The 25,955-nt window shown below is 28.8% G+C and carries 21 protein-coding genes; 7 read left to right on the forward strand and 14 right to left on the reverse strand.

Features of this window, described 5'->3' with window-relative positions; translation table 11 throughout:
- Positions 1 to 4 precede the first annotated feature (4 nt).
- Positions 5 to 1,879 carry an NADH-quinone oxidoreductase subunit NuoF gene (gene nuoF / locus L3B98_RS09525; RefSeq protein WP_015394439.1) on the reverse strand — a complete coding sequence of 625 codons (1,875 nt, stop codon included), beginning with the start codon at positions 1,877 to 1,879 and terminating at the stop codon, positions 5 to 7.
- A 1-nt stretch (position 1,880) separates the two neighbouring features.
- Positions 1,881 to 2,357 carry an NAD(P)H-dependent oxidoreductase subunit E gene (locus L3B98_RS09530; protein ID WP_077365341.1) on the reverse strand — a complete coding sequence of 159 codons (477 nt, stop codon included), beginning with the start codon at positions 2,355 to 2,357 and terminating at the stop codon, positions 1,881 to 1,883.
- Between the two features lie 422 nt (positions 2,358 to 2,779).
- Between L3B98_RS09530 and alr the strand changes: the two genes are divergently transcribed.
- Positions 2,780 to 3,943, forward strand: a complete 1,164-nt coding sequence (gene alr, locus L3B98_RS09535; protein ID WP_238916586.1) for an alanine racemase — start codon at positions 2,780 to 2,782, stop codon at positions 3,941 to 3,943.
- Positions 3,944 to 4,031: 88 nt separating this feature from the next.
- Here the strand turns inward: alr and L3B98_RS09540 are convergent, their stop codons facing one another.
- Complete coding sequence (locus tag L3B98_RS09540; RefSeq protein WP_015394442.1) at positions 4,032 to 4,619, reverse strand: DUF1349 domain-containing protein; 588 nt, start codon at positions 4,617 to 4,619, stop codon at positions 4,032 to 4,034.
- Positions 4,620 to 4,848: 229 nt separating this feature from the next.
- Between L3B98_RS09540 and L3B98_RS09545 the strand changes: the two genes are divergently transcribed.
- On the forward strand, positions 4,849 to 5,724 hold the full coding sequence (locus L3B98_RS09545) for an AraC family transcriptional regulator (protein ID WP_238916443.1): 876 nt from the start codon (positions 4,849 to 4,851) through the stop codon (positions 5,722 to 5,724).
- Positions 5,725 to 5,796: 72 nt separating this feature from the next.
- Here L3B98_RS09545 and L3B98_RS09550 read toward each other — a convergent pair whose 3' ends face one another.
- Both L3B98_RS09550 and L3B98_RS09555 read right to left on the reverse strand, forming a co-directional pair.
- Positions 5,797 to 6,702: a DUF4367 domain-containing protein gene (locus L3B98_RS09550; RefSeq protein WP_238916444.1), complete on the reverse strand. Its 906-nt coding sequence runs from the start codon at positions 6,700 to 6,702 to the stop codon at positions 5,797 to 5,799.
- A gap of 1 nt (position 6,703) precedes the next feature.
- The gene (locus tag L3B98_RS09555; protein WP_077365349.1) at positions 6,704 to 7,270 is read right to left on the reverse strand and encodes a sigma-70 family RNA polymerase sigma factor; all 567 of its coding nucleotides are present in this window, start codon (positions 7,268 to 7,270) and stop codon (positions 6,704 to 6,706) included.
- 460 nt (positions 7,271 to 7,730) lie between these two features.
- On the opposite strand from L3B98_RS09555, the gene L3B98_RS09560 reads away from it, so the two are divergent.
- Positions 7,731 to 9,137 (forward strand): peptide MFS transporter, encoded by a 1,407-nt coding sequence (locus tag L3B98_RS09560; protein WP_015394446.1) that lies wholly within the window; start codon positions 7,731 to 7,733, stop codon positions 9,135 to 9,137.
- A 70-nt stretch (positions 9,138 to 9,207) separates the two neighbouring features.
- On the opposite strand, the gene L3B98_RS09565 is transcribed toward L3B98_RS09560, so the two are convergent.
- The 6 genes from L3B98_RS09565 to L3B98_RS09590 all read right to left on the reverse strand — a co-directional run bounded on the left by L3B98_RS09565 (position 9,208) and on the right by L3B98_RS09590 (position 17,739).
- Complete coding sequence (locus tag L3B98_RS09565) at positions 9,208 to 10,989, reverse strand: dynamin family protein (RefSeq protein ID WP_238916445.1); 1,782 nt, start codon at positions 10,987 to 10,989, stop codon at positions 9,208 to 9,210.
- Positions 10,990 to 10,992: 3 nt separating this feature from the next.
- A complete protein-coding gene (locus tag L3B98_RS09570; RefSeq protein WP_238916446.1) occupies positions 10,993 to 12,762 on the reverse strand; it encodes a dynamin family protein in 1,770 nt (589 codons plus the stop codon).
- The gene (locus L3B98_RS09575) at positions 12,763 to 13,458 is read right to left on the reverse strand and encodes a hypothetical protein (protein ID WP_238916447.1); all 696 of its coding nucleotides are present in this window, start codon (positions 13,456 to 13,458) and stop codon (positions 12,763 to 12,765) included.
- Between the two features lie 11 nt (positions 13,459 to 13,469).
- On the reverse strand, positions 13,470 to 15,989 hold the full coding sequence (locus L3B98_RS09580; protein ID WP_238916448.1) for a dynamin family protein: 2,520 nt from the start codon (positions 15,987 to 15,989) through the stop codon (positions 13,470 to 13,472).
- A gap of 162 nt (positions 15,990 to 16,151) precedes the next feature.
- Positions 16,152 to 16,931 carry an SDR family oxidoreductase gene (locus tag L3B98_RS09585; RefSeq protein WP_238916449.1) on the reverse strand — a complete coding sequence of 260 codons (780 nt, stop codon included), beginning with the start codon at positions 16,929 to 16,931 and terminating at the stop codon, positions 16,152 to 16,154.
- Positions 16,932 to 17,214: 283 nt separating this feature from the next.
- Complete coding sequence (locus L3B98_RS09590) at positions 17,215 to 17,739, reverse strand: ferritin (RefSeq protein ID WP_015394452.1); 525 nt, start codon at positions 17,737 to 17,739, stop codon at positions 17,215 to 17,217.
- A 231-nt stretch (positions 17,740 to 17,970) separates the two neighbouring features.
- On the opposite strand from L3B98_RS09590, the gene L3B98_RS09595 reads away from it, so the two are divergent.
- Together L3B98_RS09595 and L3B98_RS09600 are read left to right on the forward strand one after the other, a co-directional pair.
- Positions 17,971 to 18,852, forward strand: a complete 882-nt coding sequence (locus L3B98_RS09595) for a LysR family transcriptional regulator (protein WP_238916450.1) — start codon at positions 17,971 to 17,973, stop codon at positions 18,850 to 18,852.
- 86 nt (positions 18,853 to 18,938) lie between these two features.
- Positions 18,939 to 20,831: an FAD-dependent oxidoreductase gene (locus L3B98_RS09600; protein ID WP_238916451.1), complete on the forward strand. Its 1,893-nt coding sequence runs from the start codon at positions 18,939 to 18,941 to the stop codon at positions 20,829 to 20,831.
- A gap of 231 nt (positions 20,832 to 21,062) precedes the next feature.
- Here L3B98_RS09600 and L3B98_RS09605 read toward each other — a convergent pair whose 3' ends face one another.
- The 3 genes from L3B98_RS09605 to eno form a co-directional block, all read right to left on the reverse strand.
- A complete protein-coding gene (locus L3B98_RS09605) occupies positions 21,063 to 22,325 on the reverse strand; it encodes an Nramp family divalent metal transporter (RefSeq protein WP_015394455.1) in 1,263 nt (420 codons plus the stop codon).
- Between the two features lie 140 nt (positions 22,326 to 22,465).
- On the reverse strand, positions 22,466 to 22,675 hold the full coding sequence (locus L3B98_RS09610) for a DUF1450 domain-containing protein (protein ID WP_238916452.1): 210 nt from the start codon (positions 22,673 to 22,675) through the stop codon (positions 22,466 to 22,468).
- Positions 22,676 to 22,814: 139 nt separating this feature from the next.
- A complete protein-coding gene (eno, locus tag L3B98_RS09615; protein ID WP_238916453.1) occupies positions 22,815 to 24,107 on the reverse strand; it encodes a phosphopyruvate hydratase in 1,293 nt (430 codons plus the stop codon).
- Positions 24,108 to 24,360: 253 nt separating this feature from the next.
- Here eno and L3B98_RS09620 point away from each other — a divergent pair, with 253 nt between their 5' ends.
- Positions 24,361 to 25,278 carry a DUF5685 family protein gene (locus L3B98_RS09620; protein WP_238916454.1) on the forward strand — a complete coding sequence of 306 codons (918 nt, stop codon included), beginning with the start codon at positions 24,361 to 24,363 and terminating at the stop codon, positions 25,276 to 25,278.
- Complete coding sequence (locus L3B98_RS09625) at positions 25,265 to 25,885, forward strand: J domain-containing protein (RefSeq protein WP_238916455.1); 621 nt, start codon at positions 25,265 to 25,267, stop codon at positions 25,883 to 25,885. Before L3B98_RS09620 ends, L3B98_RS09625 begins: the two co-directional genes overlap by 14 nt.
- Positions 25,886 to 25,955: the final 70 nt, after the last annotated feature.

Consider the following 25,955-nt stretch of genomic DNA (forward strand, 5'->3'; position numbering starts at 1 on the left):
CCTATTAATCCTCCTTTATAGCTTTAAATGGGCAAGTTTCCAAACAAGCTCCACATTTTATACACTTGTTTTGATCTATTACGAATGGTTCTTTAATTTTTCCTGAAATTGCCCCTACAGGACAAACTTTTGAACATTTTGAACATCCCTTACACATAGAAGGGTCAATTAATATTGTCTTAAGCTTTTGACAAGTCTTTGATGGACATTTTTTATCGACAATATGTTTTATATATTCATCTTTGAAATTCTTAATTGTGCTAACAACAGGTGATGGCGCTGTTTTTCCCAGTCCGCAAAGTGCTGTAGCTGAAATTGTGTCCGCAAGTTCAAGTAACATATCCATATCTTCTAATTTACCTTTACCAGCAACAATTCCTTCAAGTATTTCAAGCATACGTTTAGTACCTTCACGACAAGGAACACATTTTCCACAAGATTCATTCTTTGTGAAATTCATAAAGAAACGTGCAACTTCAACCATACAGGTATCTTCATCCATAACTACAAGACCACCAGATCCTATCATTGCACCTGCTTTTTTAAGAGAATCAAAATCTAACGGTAGATCAAGGTGTTCAGCTGTTAGACATCCTCCTGATGGTCCACCAATTTGCACGGCTTTAAACTTTTTACCATCTCTTATTCCACCACCAATATCAAAAATTACTTCCCTCAAGGTTGTTCCCATTGGAACCTCTATAAGACCAGTATTTTCAATATTCCCTGTTAAGGCAAAAGCTTTTGTTCCTGGACTATTTTCAGGTCCAATAGATCTATACCATTCAGCACCTTTATTAATAACTATAGGTACATTAGCAAAAGTTTCAACATTATTAAGTACTGTAGGCTTTCCAAAAAGACCTTGTTCAACAGTTCTTGGTGGTTTTACTCTTGGCATTCCTCTTTTTCCTTCAATAGAAGCAGTAAGTGCACTTCCTTCACCACATACAAATGCTCCGGCACCTCTATTTATTTGAAGATCAAAGCTAAATCCAGTTCCTAAAATATTTTCTCCTAATATTCCATACTTTCTTGCCTGCTCAATCGCATTTGAAAGTCTGCTTACTGCTAAAGGGTACTCTGCACGAACATATATATATCCTTTTTGTGCACCACAAGCTACACCAGCAATCATCATGCCTTCAAGCATTCTATGAGGATCTCCTTCCATTATGCTTCTATCCATAAATGCACCTGGATCTCCTTCATCACCATTACAAACAATATATCTAATTTCTTCTTTTTGGCGACTTACTTGAGACCATTTACGACCTGCTGGAAAACCACCGCCTCCACGACCTCTTAAATTTGATTCTTCTATTTCCTTAATAACTTCATCTGCTTTCATATCGAACAACACCTTTTCAAAGGCTGAATACCCATCTATAGCAAGGTATTCTTCAATTGAAGTTGCATCAATATGTCCACAGTGCTCAAGTGCAAGTCTAGTTTGTTTTTTATAAAATGGTATTTCTTCTTGTTTTTTATATATCTCACCATTTTTAGTATATGCAAGTCTTTCGACACATTCATCATTAATTATAGTTTTTTCAAGGATTTCAGCACAATCTTCTGGCTTTACCTTTATATATAGATATCCAAAAGGCTCAATTCTTACAAGAGGTCCCATCTCACAAAACCCATGACATCCACTTTTTTTAATTCCAACAGTTTCATCATGTGGTTCTTTCTCAAGGCTCACTTCACAATTTATTTCTTTTTCTTTCATTAACTTTATAAATTCTTCATAAATATCTAGTGATCCACCTGCTACACAACCAGTACCAGCACATATTAAAATTTTCTTTTTTTCTTTTATTAAACTTTTTTTATAAAGTTCTCTTGTATTAATCAAATCATTTCTATTAAGAAGCATATTATTTTTCCTCCTTAAAAGTATTTAACAGTTCCATTGCTTTTTCTGGTGTCATTGATCCATATACTTTATCATTAACAGTCATAGCCGGAGCTAGTCCACAAGCACCAAGGCAAGAAACAGTTTCCAAAGTAAACATTAAGTCATCCGTTGTTGTTTTAGCCTCTGAAAGATTAAGTTCCTTTCTTAGCTTGTCCAATATTGGTATAGACTTTCTAACATGGCATGCTGTACCATCACATATTTTAATTACAAATTTGCCCTTAGGCTCTAAAGAAAAATTTTCATAAAAAGTTGCTACACTATAAATTTTAGCTCTACTCATCCCAAGCTTTTCTGAAAGATATACAAAAGCTTCTTTTGGTAGATATCTATACTTTTCTTGAGTATCTTGCAATATTGCAATAATATTACACGCATCATGGTTATATTTTGTTAATATTATGTCTAAGTTACTGTAGTCAAAAGATTTACTCATTTATTCTCCTCCTTGCAATTGTTTTCATGCATTCAACATTTATATATTACTTTATTTAGACGCATATTACAATACGTTTATTCAAAATATTCAGTTATTTCTGATTTTTTCGTTAATTTTTTATCTATTTTTTGTTATATTATTAACATACTTATTAAATTTAGGTATATTAATTAACATAATCAACCACCCTTAATATAAATTCTAATATTAGTGGTACTTTTATTTTTTCGCTCATTTTATTAAAATATATATTGTAAGGTTCAATTATAAATGATTGATTATCAATTTGTTTTGATTTCCTTTGGAAATCTACATATTGGCAATTGATCATTGATAAATGACAATTGTTAATTTTTACTGTTATCTGTAAGATGATATTAGAAAAATTTAATTTAAATAATAATTGCGAGGATAGAAAAATGGAGAAATTACTCAGACCTGTATATGCAGAAATTGATTTAGATGCATTGGCATATAATATGAAAAATATAAAAGCTTTAGCAAAAGATAAGGAAGTAATTGCCGTAGTTAAAGCTGACTGTTATGGTCATGGTGCTGTCGATGTAGTTCCTACTTTACTTGAAAATGGTGCCTCCAGGCTTGCTGTTGCAGTTTTAACTGAAGGAATTGAACTTAGAAATAATAATATTAAAGCTCCAATAATGATACTGGGCTATACTCCAGTTGAATTAGGTGAAGAGCTAATAAAATATGATATAGAACAAACTGTATATGATTTAGATTCTGCAAAGGAACTGTCAAATATAGCTTTATCTCTTAATACAAAAGTTAAAATTCATATAGCAATGGATACTGGTATGGGTAGAATTGGCTTCCTTCCAACAAAAAATTCGGTTGAAGATATTGTTAAAATTTGTTCATTAAAGGGATTAGATGTTCTTGGTATATTTACACACTTTTCAACAGCAGATGAAAAAGATAAAAATTATACCTATGAACAATTCAAGAAATTTACAAATTTCACTGAAGAGCTTTCAAAACAAGGAATAAAAATACCTTTAAAACACGTATCTAATAGCGGTGCAATTATGGATATGCCCGAAACATATTTAGATGCTGTTAGAGCTGGAATAATACTTTATGGATATTATCCATCCAATGAAGTAAAAAAAGAAATGCTTCCATTAAAACCAGCACTAACTTTAAAAGCAAAGATAACACGAGTTCAAGAAATGGACAAAGATATGTATATAAGCTATGGAAGAACCTTTAAAACTAATAGAAAAAGTATAATAGCAACTCTTCCTATAGGTTATGCAGATGGTTATTCACGATTATTTGCCAAGGACGCAAAAGTAATTATAAATGGTCAATTTGCTCCTGTGGTTGGAAGAATTTGCATGGATCAATGTATGATAGATGTCACTGATATTGACTGTACCGTTAAGGTTGGAGATGAAGTAATACTTCTTGGAGAACAAAACGGTTTGAAATTTAATGCAGATGATATAGCAGCAGTCATGGGTACAATCAATTACGAAATACTATGTATGCTTAAATATAGAGTCCCTAGAATTTACACTAAAAATGGTGAAGTGGTTAAGGTTCATAACTACCTTTAATACTAATACAATAGCCCCTCAATATTGTAATTGGACCAAATGTATACTTTTTCCATACATTGGTCCATATTTCTTTATATTAATTAACTTAATGAGCTTCCCATAAACACTCAGATATATTTATTTCAGAAAACTTTGCTTCAAAAGAAGAATTTGATGGGCTACATGCATATAGTCCAAAATTTATTTCATTATCTCCTTCAAATAAATGAAAAATCCTCATCTGTTTAAATACTTTCCCATCCATTGAATTTTCAACACAAAAATCATTTTCTCTACGGCTTAATCTATAATACATTGAATTAATGCTGCTATCTATATCTCTTGTAGCCCAATCTGAATATCCATTATTAGTAACTACACTTCCCAACCTTTGATATTTATCATTTTCATATTCTGTGGATACCTTAAACCAATTATCGCTATTTTGATAGATTATAATTCCACATTGATCAAATTGCTTTTTGCTATTAAAGTTAGTTTTAACTGTAAATGAAAAATATCTTTCATCCGTTTTAATTAATAAAGCTGGCGCGTTATCATTTCTAAATCCATAATAAGTTCTTTGCCAAAAATCTGTTTCTGGCTCTGTAATTATTATAATTTCTTCATTATTAATTTCATATTTTTTAGGTTTATTAATCCAAAAAGTTTTTTCCAAATCAAAATTCAACATCTAAATCCCTCCAAAACAATTATTTTAATCTATACACTCACACCTCAAATACATTTTACTAAACTCAATTAACATTTTTGGTTTTTTATAATAACTTCCAAAAATATTAATTTTTTAGCTATAGCGCCCACCTAATTCCATTATAATGCTATTATAAATAATAAACACTTACAATACTTTTATAATACAGATAATTTATATAAAAATACTGCTTTTTTGAGGTGATTTTTTGAATAATATAGATTTAAAAGAAAATAAAGCACATGGAAACTTCATTCTTCCATTTACAACTTATTTTTGTGAACTTGATAATAAAAATTCTTCATCTGTCGTAACTCATTGGCATGAAGAAATTGAAATTGTATTTATAAAAAAAGGTACTGCTCAATTTAGAGTTGACTTAGATTCCTATATCTTAAAAGAAGGAGATATACTTATAATAAAACCTTTTTCTCTTCATTCTATGAATCCTATAAACAAAATGTATTGTTCTTGGAATGTTATGGTCTTTGATTTAAGTATGTTAAATAGTGCTATAACAGATGGATGTTTAATTCAATACTTTGCTCCAATATTAAATAATGAGCATCAATTACCTTTAATTATAGATAAAGAAAGTAGTGGCTATTTTGAACTATCAAAATGTTTAGAAGAAATTTTTAAATGCTTTAATTCTAAAAAAGCTGCTTTTGAACTTAAACTAAAATCCTTCTTATTTTATTTTTTCTCACTTCTTTATGAAAATGATTTGGTAATAAAGAAAAAAGTTGTTCCGCTAACAAATGAAACAACTCGAAAAATTAAAATAATATTAAATTATATACACGAAAATTATATGAATGATATCTCAATCATTGATGTTTCTAATAGTTGTAATTTAAGTCAATATTATTTTATGAAATTTTTCAAAAAAAATTTAGGAATTACTTGTACCGAATATATTAATGTATATAGATTAGATATAGCCTCAAAGCTTTTAAATACAACTGACAAATCGATAACTGAAATATCTTATGAAACTGGATTTAATAGCGTTTCTTACTTTAATAAACTTTTCAAAGAAAAATTTAAAGTTACTCCAAAAGAGTTTAGAAATGCAAATTAATAAAATTTTCATCCTGCTAATATTTTTTAAACTTTATATTAAGTGAGGTCAAAAAAATCACCCCACTTAATGTTATTTAATTGATTCCGCTACTTTAATAACCTCATCCTTACCAATATTTTTACCCCCTAAATAAAACAAAGTATTATCAGTTTCCCAATCAATATTTCTACCATCTGACAAAATAGCATCTGCCCCATTAATTTTGATTTTCTCAATATCATCTGCATTACCTACTGTTTTAGTTTCATCACAAGCAAATCTCTCTTGTAAAAATATTTCTTTTCCTGTTACTTTATTTTCAAAATTTATATCCGCATATTTACTATCTTTCACATTACCATTTTCGTCCTTAGTGAATTCTGCATCTTTAAATGTATATCCATCAGGTAAATAAGTAGGTAGCTTAACCTTAAAACAAGTATAATCACTTATTTTGTTAATATCAGTAACATATAACTTATCCTCCGACTTACTATTCTTGTCCTTCATTCCAACTACCGAACCATCATTCATAATGAACTTTGTAATTCGGTTTCCATCTTTATCATATATACCATCTTTTGCTGTATCTTTTGTAAGCTTTTCAATTAATTTTCCATTTTTATCATAAGCTTTACCTTTAAGCGAATCTGGCAAATCAACTTCTTTAGGCTCATCATTATCTTCTTCTTGCACCATTGTTACATGTCCTAAATTTATGCTTTTTATAATTTTACTCACTGATTCTTGTGCAAATGATGTTTGAGCTACTAATGTTGAAGCTATTACTAACGATGCTGCTATAGCCACTGTTTTCCTTATTTTATTCATATCTTTATCTCCTTTACTATTAACATTTTTTAAAGTTGTTTCAAAAACATAAGCTTTATTACTTTCTTTACTAAAATCTAATTTACTAAAACCGGCTGCTAAATCCTGAAATTTTTCGTCTATACCTTCAATGTAATTTCCTTTATTATCCTTATTTCGTTTCATTTTATTTAGCCTCCTTTTCCATTTCATTTTTAAGTTTTTTCATAATCCTATGGAGCTTTACCCCAACATTACTTTCACTAATTTTTAAAATTTTTGCAATTTCCACATTTTTTAAATCCGCACCAAATTTATATGCAATAATATTACGTTCTTTAGCATCTAAAATATTTAATGCATTTATTAGTTTATTGTTTCTTTCTTCATTAATAATTAAATCTTCTGGTCCCTTATCCCCTGATATCAAGTCAATAATGCTATCAATTGAAATGATTTTATGTCTTTTTTGTTTTCTAAAGTAATCATTAATAACATTCCTTGATATAGTAAACATCCAAACTTCAAATTTTGATTTTTCAATACAATAAGTTTTTATGTTTAACATAATTTTTTCAAATACCTGACTTGTTAAATCTTCTGCAACTGCCTGCGAATTAACTCTATAATAGGCATAGTTATATAGTCTTTTATAATAAAGTTCAAAGATTTCAGTAAACTCATCTTGCTTATCTACAATCTCATTTATTTTTTTCTCTTTCTGCAAGAAATTAACCACGGTAACCGGCTCCACCTTATTAATCTCCTCCTTACTGCAATAATATTTACTTAGCTAAGCTGCTTACATAAGTAAATACGCTCTTTTTTCTATTTCATTACAAACTTTTTATAAAAAATAATTTTTCTCAATTTAAAACTATTCCCTATTTAAGATACCATATAAAAAACAGGTAATCCCATTTTGAACCACCTGCTAATATTGAGTTTCTTTGATTATAATATTCTCATTTCCAACTACAATAATGAAAATATGAATTTATCATGAAAATTTTATTATTTTTATCATATTCACAATTATGCAATAGGTTTTATAAAACCTATTATTAAATTTTTCATATTAAATATTTAATTTTTAATATCAGCAGTCTTATTTTATGTTTAAATTTAGCAGTTTTTAACCTATTTTTTTGCAAATTGTCAAATTTATTGATAAAATCAAACTGATAACAAAATATTAGAGAAAGAGGATTATTATGGAACTTAAAAAAGAAAATGATGTTATGATAAACGAAGTTTTATCTAACGAAACAAAAAAAATGAAGCATCCACCCGGTTTATATATGTTATTCATGACCGAGATGTGGGAACGCTTTAGTTATTATGGTATGAGAGCATTACTTGTAATGTACTTAACCACAGAATTTATAAAAGGTGGACTTGGTGTTGATAAAGCTTCCGCAATGGGCATATATGCCAACTTCACAGGGTTAGTTTATCTTACCCCACTCTTAGGCGGATATCTTTCTGACAGATATTTAGGTCAAAGAAAAGCTATCACTATTGGAGGAATAATAATAGCTTTAGGGCAATTTACATTGTTCTCAAATCAAAGTTTAGCAGCTTTATATATAGGCTTATTTTTACTTATCATTGGTAATGGATTCTTTAAACCAAATATTTCAACAATAGTTGGACATTTGTATCCTGAAGGAGATAAACGAAAGGATTCAGCTTTTACTATTTTCTATATGGGAATAAATACTGGGTCATTTTTAGCTCCTCTTATTTGTGGAACTTTAGCTGAAAAAACAATGGCAACAGTCCAAGGTGGAGAAATCATACATTATGGATACAGATACGGATTCTTAGTTGCTGGTATTGGTATGGTACTCGGACAAATACTCTTTAATGCTTTATCAAATAAATACCTTGGTGATATTGGAAAATCACCAGTAGTAAAGGTTAAAAACAACACAAATACTAAAGCACAATATCCTCCTTTAACCAAAAAGGAAAAACATAGAACTACAGTTATTTTAATACTTACAGCTTTTGTTATAATTTTCTGGACAGGCTTTGAACAAGCTGGTAGTTCACTTACTATCTATACTCAAGATTATATAAATAGATCAGTTGGGGGATGGGAAGTTCCAGTTTCATGGTTCCAATCACTAAATCCACTTTTTATAGTGACATTTGGAATACCAGTATCAAAATTATGGTACAAACTTGCTTCTAGCAAAAGAGGTGATTTAAGCATTCCTCAAAAGATGGCAATAGGTTCAATAATGTTAGGTTTTGGTTTCCTACTTATGGTTTGCGCGGTTATGCAAAGAGGCGGCAATGTAGAAGATACAGCAGTTAAAGCTAGTATGATATGGCTAGTTGGAACTTACTTCCTTCATACCATGGGAGAACTTTGCTTATCGCCTGTAGGTCTTTCAATGGTAAGCTCATTAGCTCCAGCTAAGCTTGCATCATTCCTAATGGGTGTGTGGCTATTAAGCAGCTTCGTAGCCAACGAAATTGCTGGACACCTTGCTGGATATGTTGAAATTCTAGGTCATTTACAAATATTCAGCGGAATAGCTGTTGTTTCAATTATTATGGGATTAATATTATTAACCTTTAATAAAAAATTAGTAGCTATGATGGAATAATATGCATAATAACTTTAGGCACATGAAAATATTCATGTGCCTAAAAGTTTACTCTATACAAATTGTTCTACTATTTTTTTAAATTTATCAATAAACATTTATTAAGTAAAAAGTCTATCTCTGTTTTAAGTCTAGTTAATTCTTCGGAACTTATATTCTCTAATTCTTTTTTATTATTTTTAAATTCTTTACTTAAATCATAAAATAAAGCTCGCACTTGTTCCATATTAGCTTCTTTCATCTTATCTAAATATCTTCTTACAGCTTCATCTATATTGCTTGCCCATTTATCCACTGCAGTCATAGATATTTCCTCAATTTTTTTCTGCCAAGTCAACGAATCATATAAAAAGAAAATTGAATCTGTGAATACACTCAATGATTCAGTAATTCCTTTTACAGATGCTGCTTTTATAGTTTTTAATACATGATTTAAATTATTGTTAGTATCACCATAACTCACTCTTTCAAAAGCATTCAAAAGTTTCTTTAAATTTTTACTTTCTCCCAAGCCATTTTCTGCTCTTCTAAACATTTCACCAGTAGCTTGCTTTATAATATCGCCTCTATGCTTTTCAATAATTTCCTCAATGACTTCGCTATATAGAGAATTATTCTTCTTAACATTTTCCTCTAATTTTATTATTTCAGCACTTAACAACTTCTCAATTTCTCTATCTAAAGCAATAATTTCATCCTCAATATAAGAATTCAAATTATCAGTTTCTTCATTAGTCAGTTTAGGAACATAATAATGCTGCATTAAATTAAAGGTTTCTTCCTTCATAGTCCATTTACTTTCATCGTATATGTATTTTTTCACATCTTCTTTAATCTTTAAATCAAATTTTCCAATAAGTCTAATAGCTTGTAATTTTATTTTTACAAAACCATTCTCTATTGAATCTAATATATTTTTCTTTTCATCTAAAAATTCTTTGATTACATCAACTTTTTCTCCTGTGCTTACCTTAGCCGATTCAATATCTGCAATTTTAGAATTTATTTTAATATTACATTCACGTAACACATAATCCTGATAGCTTTTTAAAACTTCTGCAAGTTCTTCCTCTTTACTTGGATCAGTAACTCTTTCATAAATGTAATCCCAAAGTTCATCTGTTGCTGGATTTTTTTCACTACTGCTTTCAATTAGAAATACCTTCGTATCTATATGAAGACATTCACTGACAGCTTTTTTTATTTCACAAATTCTTTTATTAGTTTCATCTGTATTTTCTGGGCACATATTAACTGCTAATACAACTTCAACATTTTTATTTATAATTTCTCCAACATATTTTAAAAATTGAAAATCATCTTCCCCTACACCTGTTCTATAAGAAACGACATAGACTATAAAATCACTTTCTGGTATAAATTCCTTTAAAACCTCTTCATGCTTTTCAATAAGAGAACCATAACCTGGAGTATCAAAAATTCTTATTCCATTATATTTTTCATTTTTACTTCTTCCAACATATTTAAGTCTCATTAAATTTCCAATAGGTTTAGTTGTAAGAGCTGCAAATCTATCTTCATCTATAACTGCTCTAGTAAGATCGTCACTTATAGCAATCAAGCTCTCTTCTTCCTTCTCATCTATAACAACTTCAGTAACTACGCCTGTTGTTGGTCTAACACTTTCTACGAGTATCTTTTTATCAAAAATACTATTTATTAAAGCACTCTTTCCTGAGCTTGTCTCTCCTAGCATAACAACATAATGAGCTGGATTAATTATTCTATCCTTCACCAATTGATTTTTAATTGTAACCTCATCACTGTCAAGGATATTAACAACTTTATCTATTCTATTTTGTCTATCTACACAGCTTTTAAAAATATCCATATATTATTTCTCCTTGCACATTTGTATTAAATCTCTTAATATCTTTAAATCTTCTTCAAATTCTTGAACATGTTCCTCGTTATAATGTGTTTCATATCTCATTTCTATATTTTTCATATCTTCTTTAAAAGTCTTTTCTAAATTATTCTTTAATTCTCTAATAGCATCATCTACCTCTTGTTGTTTTGCCATTAAATCTCCAAGGATTTCTTCCTTTAAATACTTTTCCAAATCTTCTATCATTGGCTCTAAGTCCTTCAGCGTATAGCTAGCTCTATTTTCAACAATCTTTTTACGCATTTGATTTCCTATTAATGAAAAGGCTAAGCTAATTCCCATACCAACTAAAATTCCAGCTGGTCCTCCAAGGACACTTACTGCACCAGCAGCTCCTATTAGTCCACTTGACACTCCAAGTACTGTAGGAAGTGATTTTTCATACTTAACTGAACTTTTTCTATTAAAGAATGATATATTTTCATAAGTTCCAGTGAACCCTTTTACTTTAATTTCATCAAGTTCATAATTAATATTCTTTATAAGATTACCTATACTAGCTAAAATTTGATCCATTATATCATTTATTGCTTTATCTGAACTTTCCTTGTAGATTAAACTTAATCTATTTCCATCTACAATTCCTTTATTAATAATTCTTCTTAATTCAATCCTTAAATTTTCCATATTTTCTTTTATTATCTTAGAAGAATTATCTATAATATTCCCCATTTCTTCATCTGCATAAATTCTACATTTTCTTATTTTAGCTTTATTATCAGAAATCAGCATTTTTACCTGATTAATTTTTTCTTCTTTTTCCAATACATTTTGCTTATGTTCATTTAAAGCTAATAACTTATACGCCTCTATTTTATCATTGATCCCTTTTAAAGCTTCATATAATCTTTCTTTTAAAGTTCTTATTAAATCCTCATTATATTCTTTTGAAATGTTTTTTATTTCTTCTATAACTTTAGTAATACCTGATTCCTCATAAGCTAAATTGTCCTTAGTAAATTTTCCTTTTACCGCTTGATAAACATTTACTACATCAACATGAATTTCTCTTTCTTCATTATGAGCATAACTTATACTGCTTAGGACACCTTCATTGTGTTCTTTTGCTTCATTAGCATCTTCTAAACTTTCATCATTCCATTTATTTTGTATAAAAAACGTATTTGAAAGCTTTGGCCATAAGGCATTAATAAAGTTCTTTTCTGATCTTGTTATAGGAGGGTTTGTTCTAATTAAAAAAATTCCTGCTACAAGCTTATTTACATATTCCAAAGTAGTTCTTTGATTTTCAGGCGTCAAACTACCTACTCCTGGTAAATCCACAAGAACAATATCATCTTTCAATACTTCGCTTTGATTATGTAAAACTATTTTAGAAACTTTAAGAGCGTTTCCAGCATTAAAATCATTATGAACATACTTTTCTAAATCTTTAACTTGTATGTTCTCCTTAGTTCCATTTATATAATAGACTATAGCCTCATTAACATTATCTCCATATCTCACTTCAACTGGTACACAAGTTGTCTCATCTACATCTGTAGGAAGAATATTATCTTCCATCAGTATAGAATTTAAAAAACTGCTCTTCCCAGCTCCTTGAATTCCTAACACAGGAACTATTATTTCTTTCCTATTTAAATTTTCTAAAAAATGATTAAAAAACTCTTTATAGTTAACTCCCTGATCATTATGTAAATATTTTTCTAATAACCCATAGAATCTTTCATCTTCAATTAAATTCATATATGACATTTATTGTTCTCTCCTTTTTCCAAAAATCCTAGCGAAGATTGACTTATTGCCCCATTCAACTTCTTCTTGTATATTATCGATTCTTTCATTAAAACTATCTTCCATTTTATTAATTAATTCAATCAAAACATCTTTATCTTCAATTTTATCATCAATCTTCTTAATTTTCTCTAAAACAAAATTATTACCACTAACTAAGTTATCCTTAATTGACTTTTCAACTGCTTTGGTCTTACTTTCGATACTTTTTCCTACTTCTTCAACTTTTTCTTCAACTTTTCCAAGATTAATATTATCAATCTTATTAATAATTTCCTCTTTATTGCTAGTAGCATCTTTTACAATTTTAAGGCCTAAAATAGCAAGTCTATCTTCTATTGAGCTAAATAGAACTTTATTTTGCTCTTCTAAATTTTTATTTATAGCGGCCTCTATTGTATTTTCAATAGTTTTAGACATATTTTTTATACTATTATTTAAATCTTCAAGTTTTTCTTCAAATTCTTCTTCTTGAAACTCTTGAAAACTTCCCTTTAAATCATTTATCTTCTTTTCAATAGGAATTAACTTTTCAATTACTTCCTCTGACATGTTTCTAGACACTTTGGAAAGTGCATTTGCCATATCATCTTGAATTTCACTCATTATATTTTTTGTAACCTCATCACTTTGAATTAAAATTGATTTTTCTTCCATGTTATACTCCTTTACGCATTAAAATCTGCGTCACAGTTTCTATTCAAATAATAACTTAATATTGATTCTAATATTTCTTTTTCTTCCATCCCTCTTGCTAAAGGATTTTCAAACAACTTTTCCTTCAAATTCTTATAATCACTTATTAAAAATTGTCCTTTCTGTGTACTTTCTATCAGTGCCATATTATATATAGGATTTTTAGCATTGATCAAAACATAATCTACCACAACATTATAATATCTATTTTTAATGCTATTTTTTAAATTTTTAACTTCAAATAAAAGTTCTTGAACATTGTTTGCATTAATAAATTCTCTTGAAGAATCTATAACTAAATTCAACATAATGCTTTTGCTATTTTTAAAGAATGCAAGTAAATTTCTACTTTCTAAAATCTGCTTTTTAGAGTTTCCTATTTGAATGCCATTAAATAAAATAAACATATTGAAAGACTTATCTTTAAGTGTATTAATCTTATTATAAAAATCTTTATTATTCTTACATAATTCATAAGCAATTACTAAATTATCAATACTCAGCAAACCTTCTTCTTTTAGCCTTTCACATTCATTTTTACTTAAATAATTTCCATAGGTTCTAAATATAAATTCATTGCAGGAATCTATATCCCATGTCCAAAAAAGATTAAAAAAGCTATTTTTCACTTTTTCGCTACATTTTTGTCTTATATATTGTCCAACTAATAAATAATTTTGCTCTAAAACTTTATTACTTAATACATAAAAATTATATTGCTCTTTTGGAATTTGATATACTATCTTTTGTTCAGGTTCGTCTATTGTTATTGATACTTCATCTTTTTCTTCAAGTTTGAATTCTTCAAGCATATCTTTAATAACTGATAAGCTCCTGCTCACATCATCTAAATCAAATAATTCAATATTTTGATCTTTTTTTTCTTTATATTCTTCTGCTCGTTTCTTAGCTTCATCATAAAATATCTCAATAGATTTATTAAACTGATTACTCCATTCTTTCAATATATTAATATAGCTTATTTTATTTTCATTACATATATCCTTAGCCATTTTTTGGGTAGCATCTTTATCTATTATTTTCTCATCATATTCTACCTCTTTATAGCCCCATTCTTTATCTAACAAATTAGATAAAAATCTTTTTCCTTTATTAAACACTCCATCTTTTTTGAATAGCATAGTCTTTTCTTCAACCCTATGTTTAATTTCTATATTTTTGCTTTCAATATTAGGTAGTGAATAGGAAAATCTTATATCTAAATTTAACTTATCATATATATCCTTTTTACGATTTTCACAATCTTTAACTACATTTATGATATCACTTTCAATATATAATTTCTTATTATTGATTCTATCTACTATATTTAAATAATCTTCAAAATCCTCGGAAGTTGATTCTGTAATTTCACTTATTGTTCCAGAAATAACTTCTTCAATATCTTTAATTTTTAACAAAATTTTTTCCTGGGCATTTTCAAAATCATATACAAGTTTATCAACATCTCTACTTTTTACCTCTGCCAAAGCTTGTATAGCTTCTAAATCATTTCCTTTTACTATTTCTTTGTCAGTATTAATTATGCTATTTATTTTATCCTTAAGGCTAATAGCCCTTTTCATATCAATCTTAGGTATAGTATTTTCCGTGCAGATTTCTACTGCTCTTATAAAACCTTCTAAATTCGATTTTTTATATAATTCATTATCATCATTTATAATTCCATTTAGTCCATTGAGAGCAGATATTTGAATAACTTCAAACTTTTCTTTTCCTTGTGTTGCTTTATCCAATAGATTTTCAGCCCTATTTTTATGTTTTTTCAAAATAGTAATCTTATCTTCTTCAATTATTCCATTTTTACCAATTTTCTCTTCTACTGAGTCAATCATATTTTGTACTAATATTATCTGCTTTTCTTTTTCATCAACAATTTTTATTTTTTCAGCATTTGTTCCATCACTATTAGCTTTAACAGTCGTTACAAAAATGCATATATCTATTGTTGGCAATAGTATTTCTAAAGTTAATTTCTCATGATTTTCTAAATTCCAAGCATCAAGTCCCGGGCTGTCAATGATATGTATATTTTCATCTAATAAGAAGCTAGGGGTGGTAATATGAATTTGTGTAACTTTCAATTCATTGTTAGGATTCTTATTTTCATCAGCATATTCACTTATAGTATCTTCATTTAAATCATCCTCTTTTAATATTTTCGGCTTTTTATCATTAAAATAAATTATTGCTTCTCTATTTACACCTTTCGATGCAGTAATTATTATACTAGAACTTGGCCTTATAGCCATAGGTAAAATCCGCTCACCTAAAAGTGCATTAACCAAAGTTGATTTTCCACTACTGGTTACTCCCATAATAGCAATTCTTATTATATTGCTATTAAATAGTTCTTTTCTTTCTTCAAGCCATTCTATATCTTTATTATATCTTGTTTTTCTATAATCATTTTTTTGTAAAATATCTTTTATTTCTTCAATCGCATTTAATATATAACCATCTTTTATCATAATATCTCCATAACAAACTATAAGTAATTTGTAGAATTAATTTACATTTATCATACCTATATATTAACACAATTAAGCCTAATTATCTAAATAAAAAAAGATACTACCTCTTGTTAGCATAGTATCTATTCTAATTACAAACTTCTTCATTAATAACTGATTTTATTTTTTCTCCTCTTTAAAGGCTAATTTCCTCTGCATTTTGAAATTTAGTGAACTCACTAAACTAGATGGCAGCTTTATTAATATTTTATTTGCAAATCCTGGTACCACTAATCTCTTATTTTTCATTAATCCATAATATGCAGCTTCAGCTACCTTTTCAGGCTCCATGCCACCTGGTACATCTTTCTTTCCGGCATTTTTTGAAAAATTAGTTCTTGTTGCTCCAGGACATAGAGTTGTAACTGATATTTTATATGGCTGCAATTCCTTATAGAGGGCCTCAGAAAAGGATAAAACATATGCTTTTGTAGCATAATAAACTGCTGTAAAAGGGCCAGGTGCAAAAGCTCCAGTAGATGCTACATTTAAAATTCTGCCCTTATTTCTTTTAACCATTTCCCTTGAAAAAAGTTTTGTCATCTCCGTTAAAGAAACTATGTTTAATTGTAATATTTCTAAGTCTCTTTCTATTTCAATTTCATGAAAAAATCCTACTTTACCACTTCCAGCATTATTTATTAAAATATCTACCTGCAAGTTCATTCTAGTTATAGTATTAAATATTATTCTTGCTGCTCCTTGCTCAGATAAATCCTGAGCAATAATATAAGTCATTATGTTATATTTCTCAGATAATTCATTAGCTAATCTAGCAAGTTTATCTGCATTTCTTGACACTAAAATAAGATCATATTTATTAAAAGCAAATATTTTTGCAAGTTCATATCCTATTCCACTAGTTGCGCCTGTTATTAATACAATTTCATTGCAACTCATATTTTGATACCTCTTTTCTGTAAAATAATTTATAATAATTTATTTTAATAATAAACTAAATATGTTCCAATTATCAATTCTCACTTTTCATTTATCAGTTAATAAATTATTCACCATAAACTATTCACTTTTCATCTTTGGTAATTCTATATTTTATCAGCTTATTACTTTTATGAAATTCTATAATTACTTGTACTAAAACAAATACGAACCATAGTAATTTTGATTTTTACTATGGTTCATTTATCTAAACAATGTAAATATTAAGTTTTATAATCAACTTTTATTCTGCTGGCATGGCTGGATTTGCTGCTGGAGTATATGTTCTTGTTAACAATTCAGAATCTAACAATAACAAACCTCGTACATCATCGCCAATTAATTGTAATTTCTTAATATTGTCATCCATATTTGACTCTTCTTCTGCTTGCTCACTAACAAACCATTGAAGAAAAGCATTAGTCTTGTGATCCCTCTCATCAAGTGAAAGATCAACAATTGAATAAATAGACTTTGTAACAAATAATTCATGTTTGTAGGCCTCTTTAAAAACATCTAGTGGAGAATTAAATACTAAGTTTGGCTGATCTATCTGTTGCAACTTAATTTCACCTTGAACGTGAGATATGTATCTAAAGAACATCATTGCATGATCACGTTCTTCTTGAACCTGAACCTTAAAGTAGTTAGCAAATCCCTTAAGGTTTTTATCTTCAAAATATGCAACCATTGATAAATATAAATATGCTGAGTAGAACTCTTTATTTAATTGTTCATTTAAAAGTTGTTCCATTTCCTTACTAATCATATACTTTCCTCCTTTTAATTTGCTCTTTTATATAAATTTTCTATGTTATAAAATAACTATTCCTTACTAATAATTTTATACCTTAAAACCATATTTTTCAATCATCAAATATTTTCTATAGAATAATTTATTTTTTTGAAGTACTCTTAGATTAAGGAAATCACATAATAACAATTATCATAAGTTTCACAAATATTTTACGCATAAATAGGAAGGATATTGATTATAATCATGTATATAAATAAGCTTGTTTATTTTATAAGTGTAGCAGAAAATTTAAATTTTACTAAGGCAGCTCAAGAATGTCATTTAGCTCAACCAGCTATTAGCCAGCAGATCAATTCATTAGAACACGAAATAGGATTTCAATTATTTATACGAACAAGTAAAAATGTTGTACTTACTGAAGCAGGAAAAGTATTTTACGAGGAAGTAAAAAAAATAATTGGAGGCTATAAAACTGCTGTAAAAAAAGCTGAAAGTGTTGCATATGGATTTGAAGGCATGATTACAATAGGAATATGCGGAGGAACTGAAGAAGTATTTTTACCACAGATTCTAAAAGAATTCAAAGAAATGTATCCTTTAATAGGATTCGAATTTAGAAGAGCAGCCTTTAATGATATAAGTAAACAATTAGAAAATAAAATTTATGATATAGTATTTACATGGCCATATGATTTAGAAGGCCTAAAAAATACTGGTTATAAAATAATCTTTGAAGATGAAGCTTGTGCTATGATGAGTTTTAACAATAAGATATCAGAAAAACCTCGAGTTTCTAGATGTGAACTTGCTATGGAAAATAATATAATGGTAGCATATGAAGAAAAAACAAAGACGTATAAACATTTTTCTGAGTTTTATGGTGAATATAATATTAAACCTAGGTCAATTATAACTGTAGAAGATAGTGAAATATTAAATTTAATGATAGATTTGAATATGGGAATAAGTATTGTACCTAAAAGAATTAAAGAATTAAATAGCAACAGATTTTCCTTTGTTGAAATACAAGGTGAACCACATTCAATTAAATTTTGTGTAGCATATTTAAAAGAAAATACAAATCCATGTGTTGAGTTATTTGTCAACAATGCAGCTATAAGATAATCTTATAGCTGCATTGTTTTATTATATTTCTAAATAAAAAAATTGAATGCTATACTAAAAGCATAATTATGACAGGAGGAATACTTATGGACAAAAAATCTAATATTTTTAAACCTATACAAATTGGAAATATTACAGCACAAAATAGAATTGAAATATCACCAGCTGGATCGTTTTTATGTGGAAGAGATGGTGGAAACACTCCAGAATTTATAGCTTACGTGAAGTCACTAGCAAAATCAGGAGCAGGAATTGTGACTTTAGGAGTTTCATCAATTGATGAACAAAGCTCTGGAGTTCCTATTACTAATGTAGGCAATTCATTGTATATATCAGATTTAGCTGATCTTGTTGAAGTTATCCATAGATATGGCGCCTTAGCAAGCATAGAATTAGTATCAGGACAATATATGCTTACACCACCTGAAGTTGTAGCAACTCAAAGCAGCAAAGAAGAAATCGAACATATTATAAAGTTATTTTCAAATGCCGCAGAAAGATGCATGATAGCTGGTTTTGATATGATAATGATTCATGGCGGACACGGGAATGTTCCAGCTATGTTCTTTTCTAAAAAACATAATCATAGAACAGATGAATATGGTGGAACATTTGAAAATAGATGTAGATTTGGTCAGGAACTACTAGGCGCAATACGTAAAAAAGTTGGAAATAAGATAGCAATAGAATATCGTATAAGTGCTGAGGAGTTATTAGAAGGATCTTCAGAATTAGAAGAGACTTTAGAATATGCAAAGAAAATTCAAGATAAAGTTGATATTATGCATGTTTCAAGAGGATTACTTGAAGAAGAATCATTACTTCCATATTTATTTCAACCAACATACTTTCCAAGAGCTATGAATTTGGAAGCAGCGAAAAGATTTAAGAAGGAATTAAATATTCCAGTATCAGTAGTTGGAAGTTTTGATTTAGATACTGCGGAAGAAGCTGTATCAAATGGAGATGTTGATGTAGTTGCAATGATAAGAAATATTTTAGCTGATACAAATTGTGTACGTAAAGCTTATAAAGGAAAAAGTGATGAGATAAGACCTTGTGTTCGTTGTAACACATGTATAAATAGAACTCATACTCAATTTATAAGATTAAGGTGTGCTGTCAATCCATTAGTAGGAAGGGAAACTCAATTTTCTGAAATAAAAGAAGAGGCACGTAGTAAAAAAGTCGTAATAATTGGTGGAGGTCCAGCGGGTCTTGAAGCTGCAAGAATATCTGCAAAGAAAGGTTATAGTGTAGTTGTTTTTGAGAAAAATAGCGAACTAGGCGGGGCACTAAGAATGGCTTCTATTGCACCATTTAAAAAGGATATGCAACGTTATTTAGATTGGTCTATAAGAAGTGTAATAAATAATCCTAAAATAGTAGTCAAACTTAATACACTGGCAACTAAAGAAAATGTTCTCAACGAAAAACCTGATGCTGTGCTAATTGGAGTTGGAGCAAAACCTATTATTCCTAAGTTTACTTTAAGCGACAGTGAAAAAGTTGCTTGGGTTGGAGATGTAGAATCAAAGAAAGCTTCAGTCGGACAAGATGTTGTAATGGTAGGAGCAGGATTTACAGGCCTTGAAGCTGCACTTACTCTAGCACAAGAAGGAAAAAATGTTAAAGTTATTGATATGATTCCTGAAGAAAGAATTGGTGCAGATGGTATACAAATCAGCATGATTGCACTAAAAGAACTTCTAAAAAAAGAAGGAGTAACTTTTGAATGTGAAGTTAAATTATCTGATATAACAGAAGAAGGCGCAATTATAGAAGATAAAGCTGGTAATAAGAAAGTAATAAAATGCGATACTGTAATTTTATCACTAGGAGTAAAAGCTGATAGAAAACAAGTTGAGCTATTTGAAGCTATTGTAGATGATGTTTATGCTATTGGGGATTGCGCTACAAAAGGTGGCACCTTATGGAATGCAACCCGAACTGGATTTGATGCAGCAATGGATTTATAATTTAATATGCAGCATTTATATAAAAATTCTATAAATCAGGTTGCATGTTAAATACTTCAACCCCTTACTAAAATTATAAAGAAGTTCAAAAGAATAAGGCTGTAGCACTAAATAATTAGTGCTACAGTTCATTTTTGTGCAAAAACATAAATCTCAAACCCTATTAGTCTGAGATTTATGTTTAATCCGCTAATGCTACAGCCCTTATCTTCAGATATAATCTTACGAATTTTATATATCTAATAAAAGCATTATATTCAAAGCTGTTATAATAAAAGCAATTATGCCCAAAATTATTTTACCTAGTATATCGTTAGAATATTTCCCCATAACTCGCTTAGATGAAGTTAAGTATATTTGTAAAAATACTGTAATAGGAAGTTGTATACTTAAAAACATTTGTGAATATACTAACCCTTTAAAAGGATCTCCTACAAAAAATATAACTGCAAGTGCAGCTATTAAAGTACCTGCAACTCCAACTTTAGTATGTGAGTCACTTATGTCATAAGGTTCTTTATACATACCTGCAAAAATACTACCAGATGCCATTCCTGCTGTTATTGTTGATGAAATACCTGCAAACAATAAACCAATAGCAAATATTAGTGCTGCCCAATTACCAAGTAATGGTTCTAACATCTGTTTTGCCTGACTAAGATCATCTACAACTACATTATTAGAGAAGAATGTGGTTGCAGCAATTAAGACCATAGCACTATTAATTGCCCATCCAATTAGCATTGAAAATAATGTATCTGCAAATTCATACTTTAATTGCTTTTGAATCACTTCTTCATCTTTTAAGTTCCATTGCCTGCTTTGTATTATCTCCGAGTGAAGAAATAAATTATGTGGCATTACAACAGCTCCAATAACACTCATTATTATAGGTATTGAGCCTGTTGGAAATGATGGTGTCACCCAACTCACAATTGCATCTTTCCAATCTACTTTAACAAGAAAAAGCTCAAATATAAAAGATAAGCCTACAATAGAAACAAATCCAATTATCCACTTTTCTAACTTTTTATAAGAATTAGTTAAAAGCATATACATAATTAATGCAAAAGCTAATATACTTCCAATTTTTATTGGTATTTTAAACAACATATTCAATGCTATTGCAGCTCCAAGAATTTCAGCCATTGCTGTTGAAACAGCAGCTAGTATTGCTGTAAATAAAATACTTTTACTTAGCCATGGTTTTAAGTAAATCGATGCAGCTTCTGATAAGCAATAGCCTGTTGCTATTCCAAGGTGCGCTGCATTATGCTGCAATATAATAAGCATTATTGTTGAAAGTGTTATAGTGAATAAAAGCGAATATCCATATGTTGATCCAGCCATAAGGTTAGATGCCCAGTTACCAGGATCAATAAATCCAACTGTAACTATTAATCCTGGTCCTATATATTTAATAAAATCTAATGCCATAAACTTAGGTTTATGTTCTCCTGTAAAAAGAGATTTATTCTTTAGTAGTTTTTTCACCCTACTCACCTCCATAATTTAATATTAATTTTCATTATTCATATATATATTCCAATTATCAATGATCAATGAATGTTTATTCCCTTTGAAAATCTTAATTGATGAACAATTCTTTTTTCAACATATATATTTTAAATAAATTATAATTCCTTTTTTATTTTTTCATATAATTCCTCAGAGTCTTTTCCTTTAATAAGTTTATCTTTTATCATAGCAATTGGTTGTTCTGAACATTGCTTACATTTTCCCAAACACTTTTTCTTTGAAATCTCAATATCTGGGTATTCTTCTTTTATCCTATTTATAACACTTTTCTTGCCTTTATTTTCTTCACAAAATTTTATTTTCATATCAATCCTTCCTCTCTTAAACTGAAATAACACCTCAATGTTGACAATTGGCCATTAATCCTAGATATTATTAAAGATAATCAATAACATAAAATTTATTTTACGTTATTGATTATCTTTTACTATAATCTACCAAAAACTATTTTATGTTAAAGAAAGCCTTTTTTCCTCTATATTCAGCTACATCACCTAACTCTTCATTTATTCTTATCAATTGATTATATTTAGCAACTCTTTCAGATCTTGCTGGAGCCCCTGTTTTTATTTGACCTGCATTTACAGCTACAACTAGATCAGCTATAGTAGTATCTTCTGTTTCTCCAGATCTATGTGATACTACTGCAGTATATCCTGCTCTATTAGCCATTTCTATAGCATTTAAAGTTTCTGTTAAAGTACCAATTTGATTTAACTTAATCAATATTGAGTTAGCAACTCCAAGTTCAATACCTTTTTCTAATCTTTCAGTATTAGTAACAAATAAATCGTCACCAACTAATTGAACTTTCTTTCCTAATCTCTCAGTTATTAGTTTCCAACCTTCCCAGTCTTCTTCAGCCATCCCATCTTCAATAGATATGATTGGATATTTATTAACCCAATCTTCAAAGAAATCAACCATTTCTGCAGCTGTAAGTGTTCTTCCTTCATGTTGTAATACATATTTTCCATCTTCATAATATTCTGATGAAGCAGCATCAATAGCAATAAAGATATCTTCACCTGGTTTATATCCTGCTTTTTCTATTGCTTCAATGATAACATCAAGAGCTTCTTGATTTGATTTTAGATTTGGAGCAAATCCACCTTCATCACCAATACCTGTTGAATATCCTTTATTATTTAATATTTTCTTAAGTGTATGATAAACTTCTGCACACATTCTTAAGGCTTCACTAAAATCTGGCGCTCCAGCTGGCATAATCATAAATTCTTGTAAATCTACTGAGTTATCAGCATGTGAGCCTCCGTTTAAGATATTCATCATAGGTACTGGAAGAACCTTCGCATTTACCCCTCCTATATACCTATATAAAGGTATCTCAAGTGCTTTTGCAGCTGCATTTGCAACAGCTAAAGATACACCTAAAATAGCATTAGCTCCTAATTTCTCTTTATTTTTAGTTCCATCTAAATCTATAAGCATTTTATCAATATATGTTTGTTCAAATACATTGCATCCTATTAATTCTGGTGCAATTATTTCATTAATATTGTTTATTGCTTTCAAAACGCCTTTTCCTAAAAATTTATCTTTATCTCCATCTCTTAGTTCCAAAGCTTCATATATTCCTGTTGAAGCACCCGAAGGTACAGCTGCTCTTCCTACAGTTCCATCTTCTAAATATACTTCTACTTCAACTGTTGGAAAACACCTTGAATCTAAAATTTGTCTACCAATCACATCTATAATTTCTACATAATCTTTCATTTATAAATCCCTCCTTAAATTCAAAACCTTAATTGATAATTATTATCAAATAAATTATACTACATATTTCGAAAAAATAAAAGTATTTTTATGTAAAATAATCTAAAAATTCAAAATTTTTAGAAATAAATAATTTAAAATAAATAATTTAAAATAAATAATTTAGTTTTTCAAATAATTTTGTTTTTATTGTTTCAAACTTGAAATTTACTGTATAATGGTCTTATACTTAATTCAATAAGGAGTGTTTTTATTGTTTGGATATGTAACCCCCTTAAAAGCAGAAATGAAAGTTAAAGACTGGGGTAGATTTAAATGTTATTATTGCGGATTATGCTGCCATATAAAAAAAGAATTTGGCAATATTCCAAGAATGTCTTTAAATTATGATATGACTTTCCTCGGATTATTATTAGATGCACTAAATCCTGAAGAGCTTCAAGTATCAAAGCATAGATGTGCTCTTCATCCAGCTGAAAAAAAAACTATAATAACTAATAATAAAGCTTTATCTTATGCTGCTGCCATGAATATATCCTTATTCTACTATAAACTATTAGATGATGTTCAAGATGATAAGAATATTAAAAGTAAGTTTTTTTCACTTCTCTTATCACCCTACAAAAAAAAGTTCCCTTCATCAATAACTGCTATTAATAGTAATATAAGTGATTATTTAAACAAACTTTCTACCCTTGAAAATAGTAAATCTTTTTCTTATATAGATGAAATATGTGATCCTTTTAGTGCTTTAGTAGGTACAATTATGCGTGATTATCCATATGAATTAAGGGATGATTGCCCTGACTTAAGAAATACACTATATAGTTTAGGATATTCTATTGGGAAATGGATTTATCTAATTGATGCTTTAGATGATTTAAAAGCTGATATGGAAAACAAGAAATTTAATCCATTAAATTTCTTATATAATAATGGAAACTTAAATTATGATAAGTTTATTGAAGCTATAAAACCAAGAATAGAATTTACTATTTTAAATTGCGGATATACTTGTAAAGAAAATTTAGAAAAATTAAATCTTGTAAGAAATAGAGATATATTATATAACATAATTGAATTAGGCCTAATGGATAAATACATTAATATAATTAACCGTTCACAAAATACCAAGGAAACAAAAGGAGAGATTAATAATGAATCCATATGAAGTATTAGGAGTAAAACCTGGTGCAAGTCAAGATGAAATAAAAAGTGCTTACAGAAAGCTTATTAAACAATATCACCCTGATAAATTTATCGATAATCCCTTACAAAACTTAGCTGAAGAAAAAATGGCTGAAATAAATAAGGCTTATGATGAACTAACAAAACATTCAGGTAATAGTAACTCTAATAATTCTTACTCTAGTAGTTCTAATAGTTATAGTAATTCTTCGAATGACTATGCTTCTTTTGATCTTCAGGAAATAAGAAGCTTTATTCAATCAGGAAATTATATGGCAGCTGAAAGCAGATTAAATTCAATTAATAATAGAAATGCAGAATGGCATTATTTAAATGGTGTCGTAATGCTTAATAAAGGCTGGTTTGATGCAGCTTTAAACGAAATGACTACAGCTGTTAATATGGACCCAAATAACTTTGAATACAGACAAGGTCTAAATTCATTACGCAGAAGAGGAAATAATTACTCAAATCCTTATTACAGAACCACAAATACAGGCAGTTCTGATATGTGCGATTGCTGTATTAAACTTTGGTGCTTAGACTCATTATGCGAGTGTGCTGGTGGGGATTTAATTGGTTGCTGTTAATCAGTTTACAGTTGTTAATTATCAATAATCAGTTTTTATTTTTTATTATCAATAGTTAATTCTCAGTTAT

It is taken from the genome of Clostridium sp. YIM B02555 (assembly GCF_022320955.1).
In the GTDB taxonomy this organism is placed as follows: domain Bacteria; phylum Bacillota; class Clostridia; order Clostridiales; family Clostridiaceae; genus Clostridium; species Clostridium saccharoperbutylacetonicum.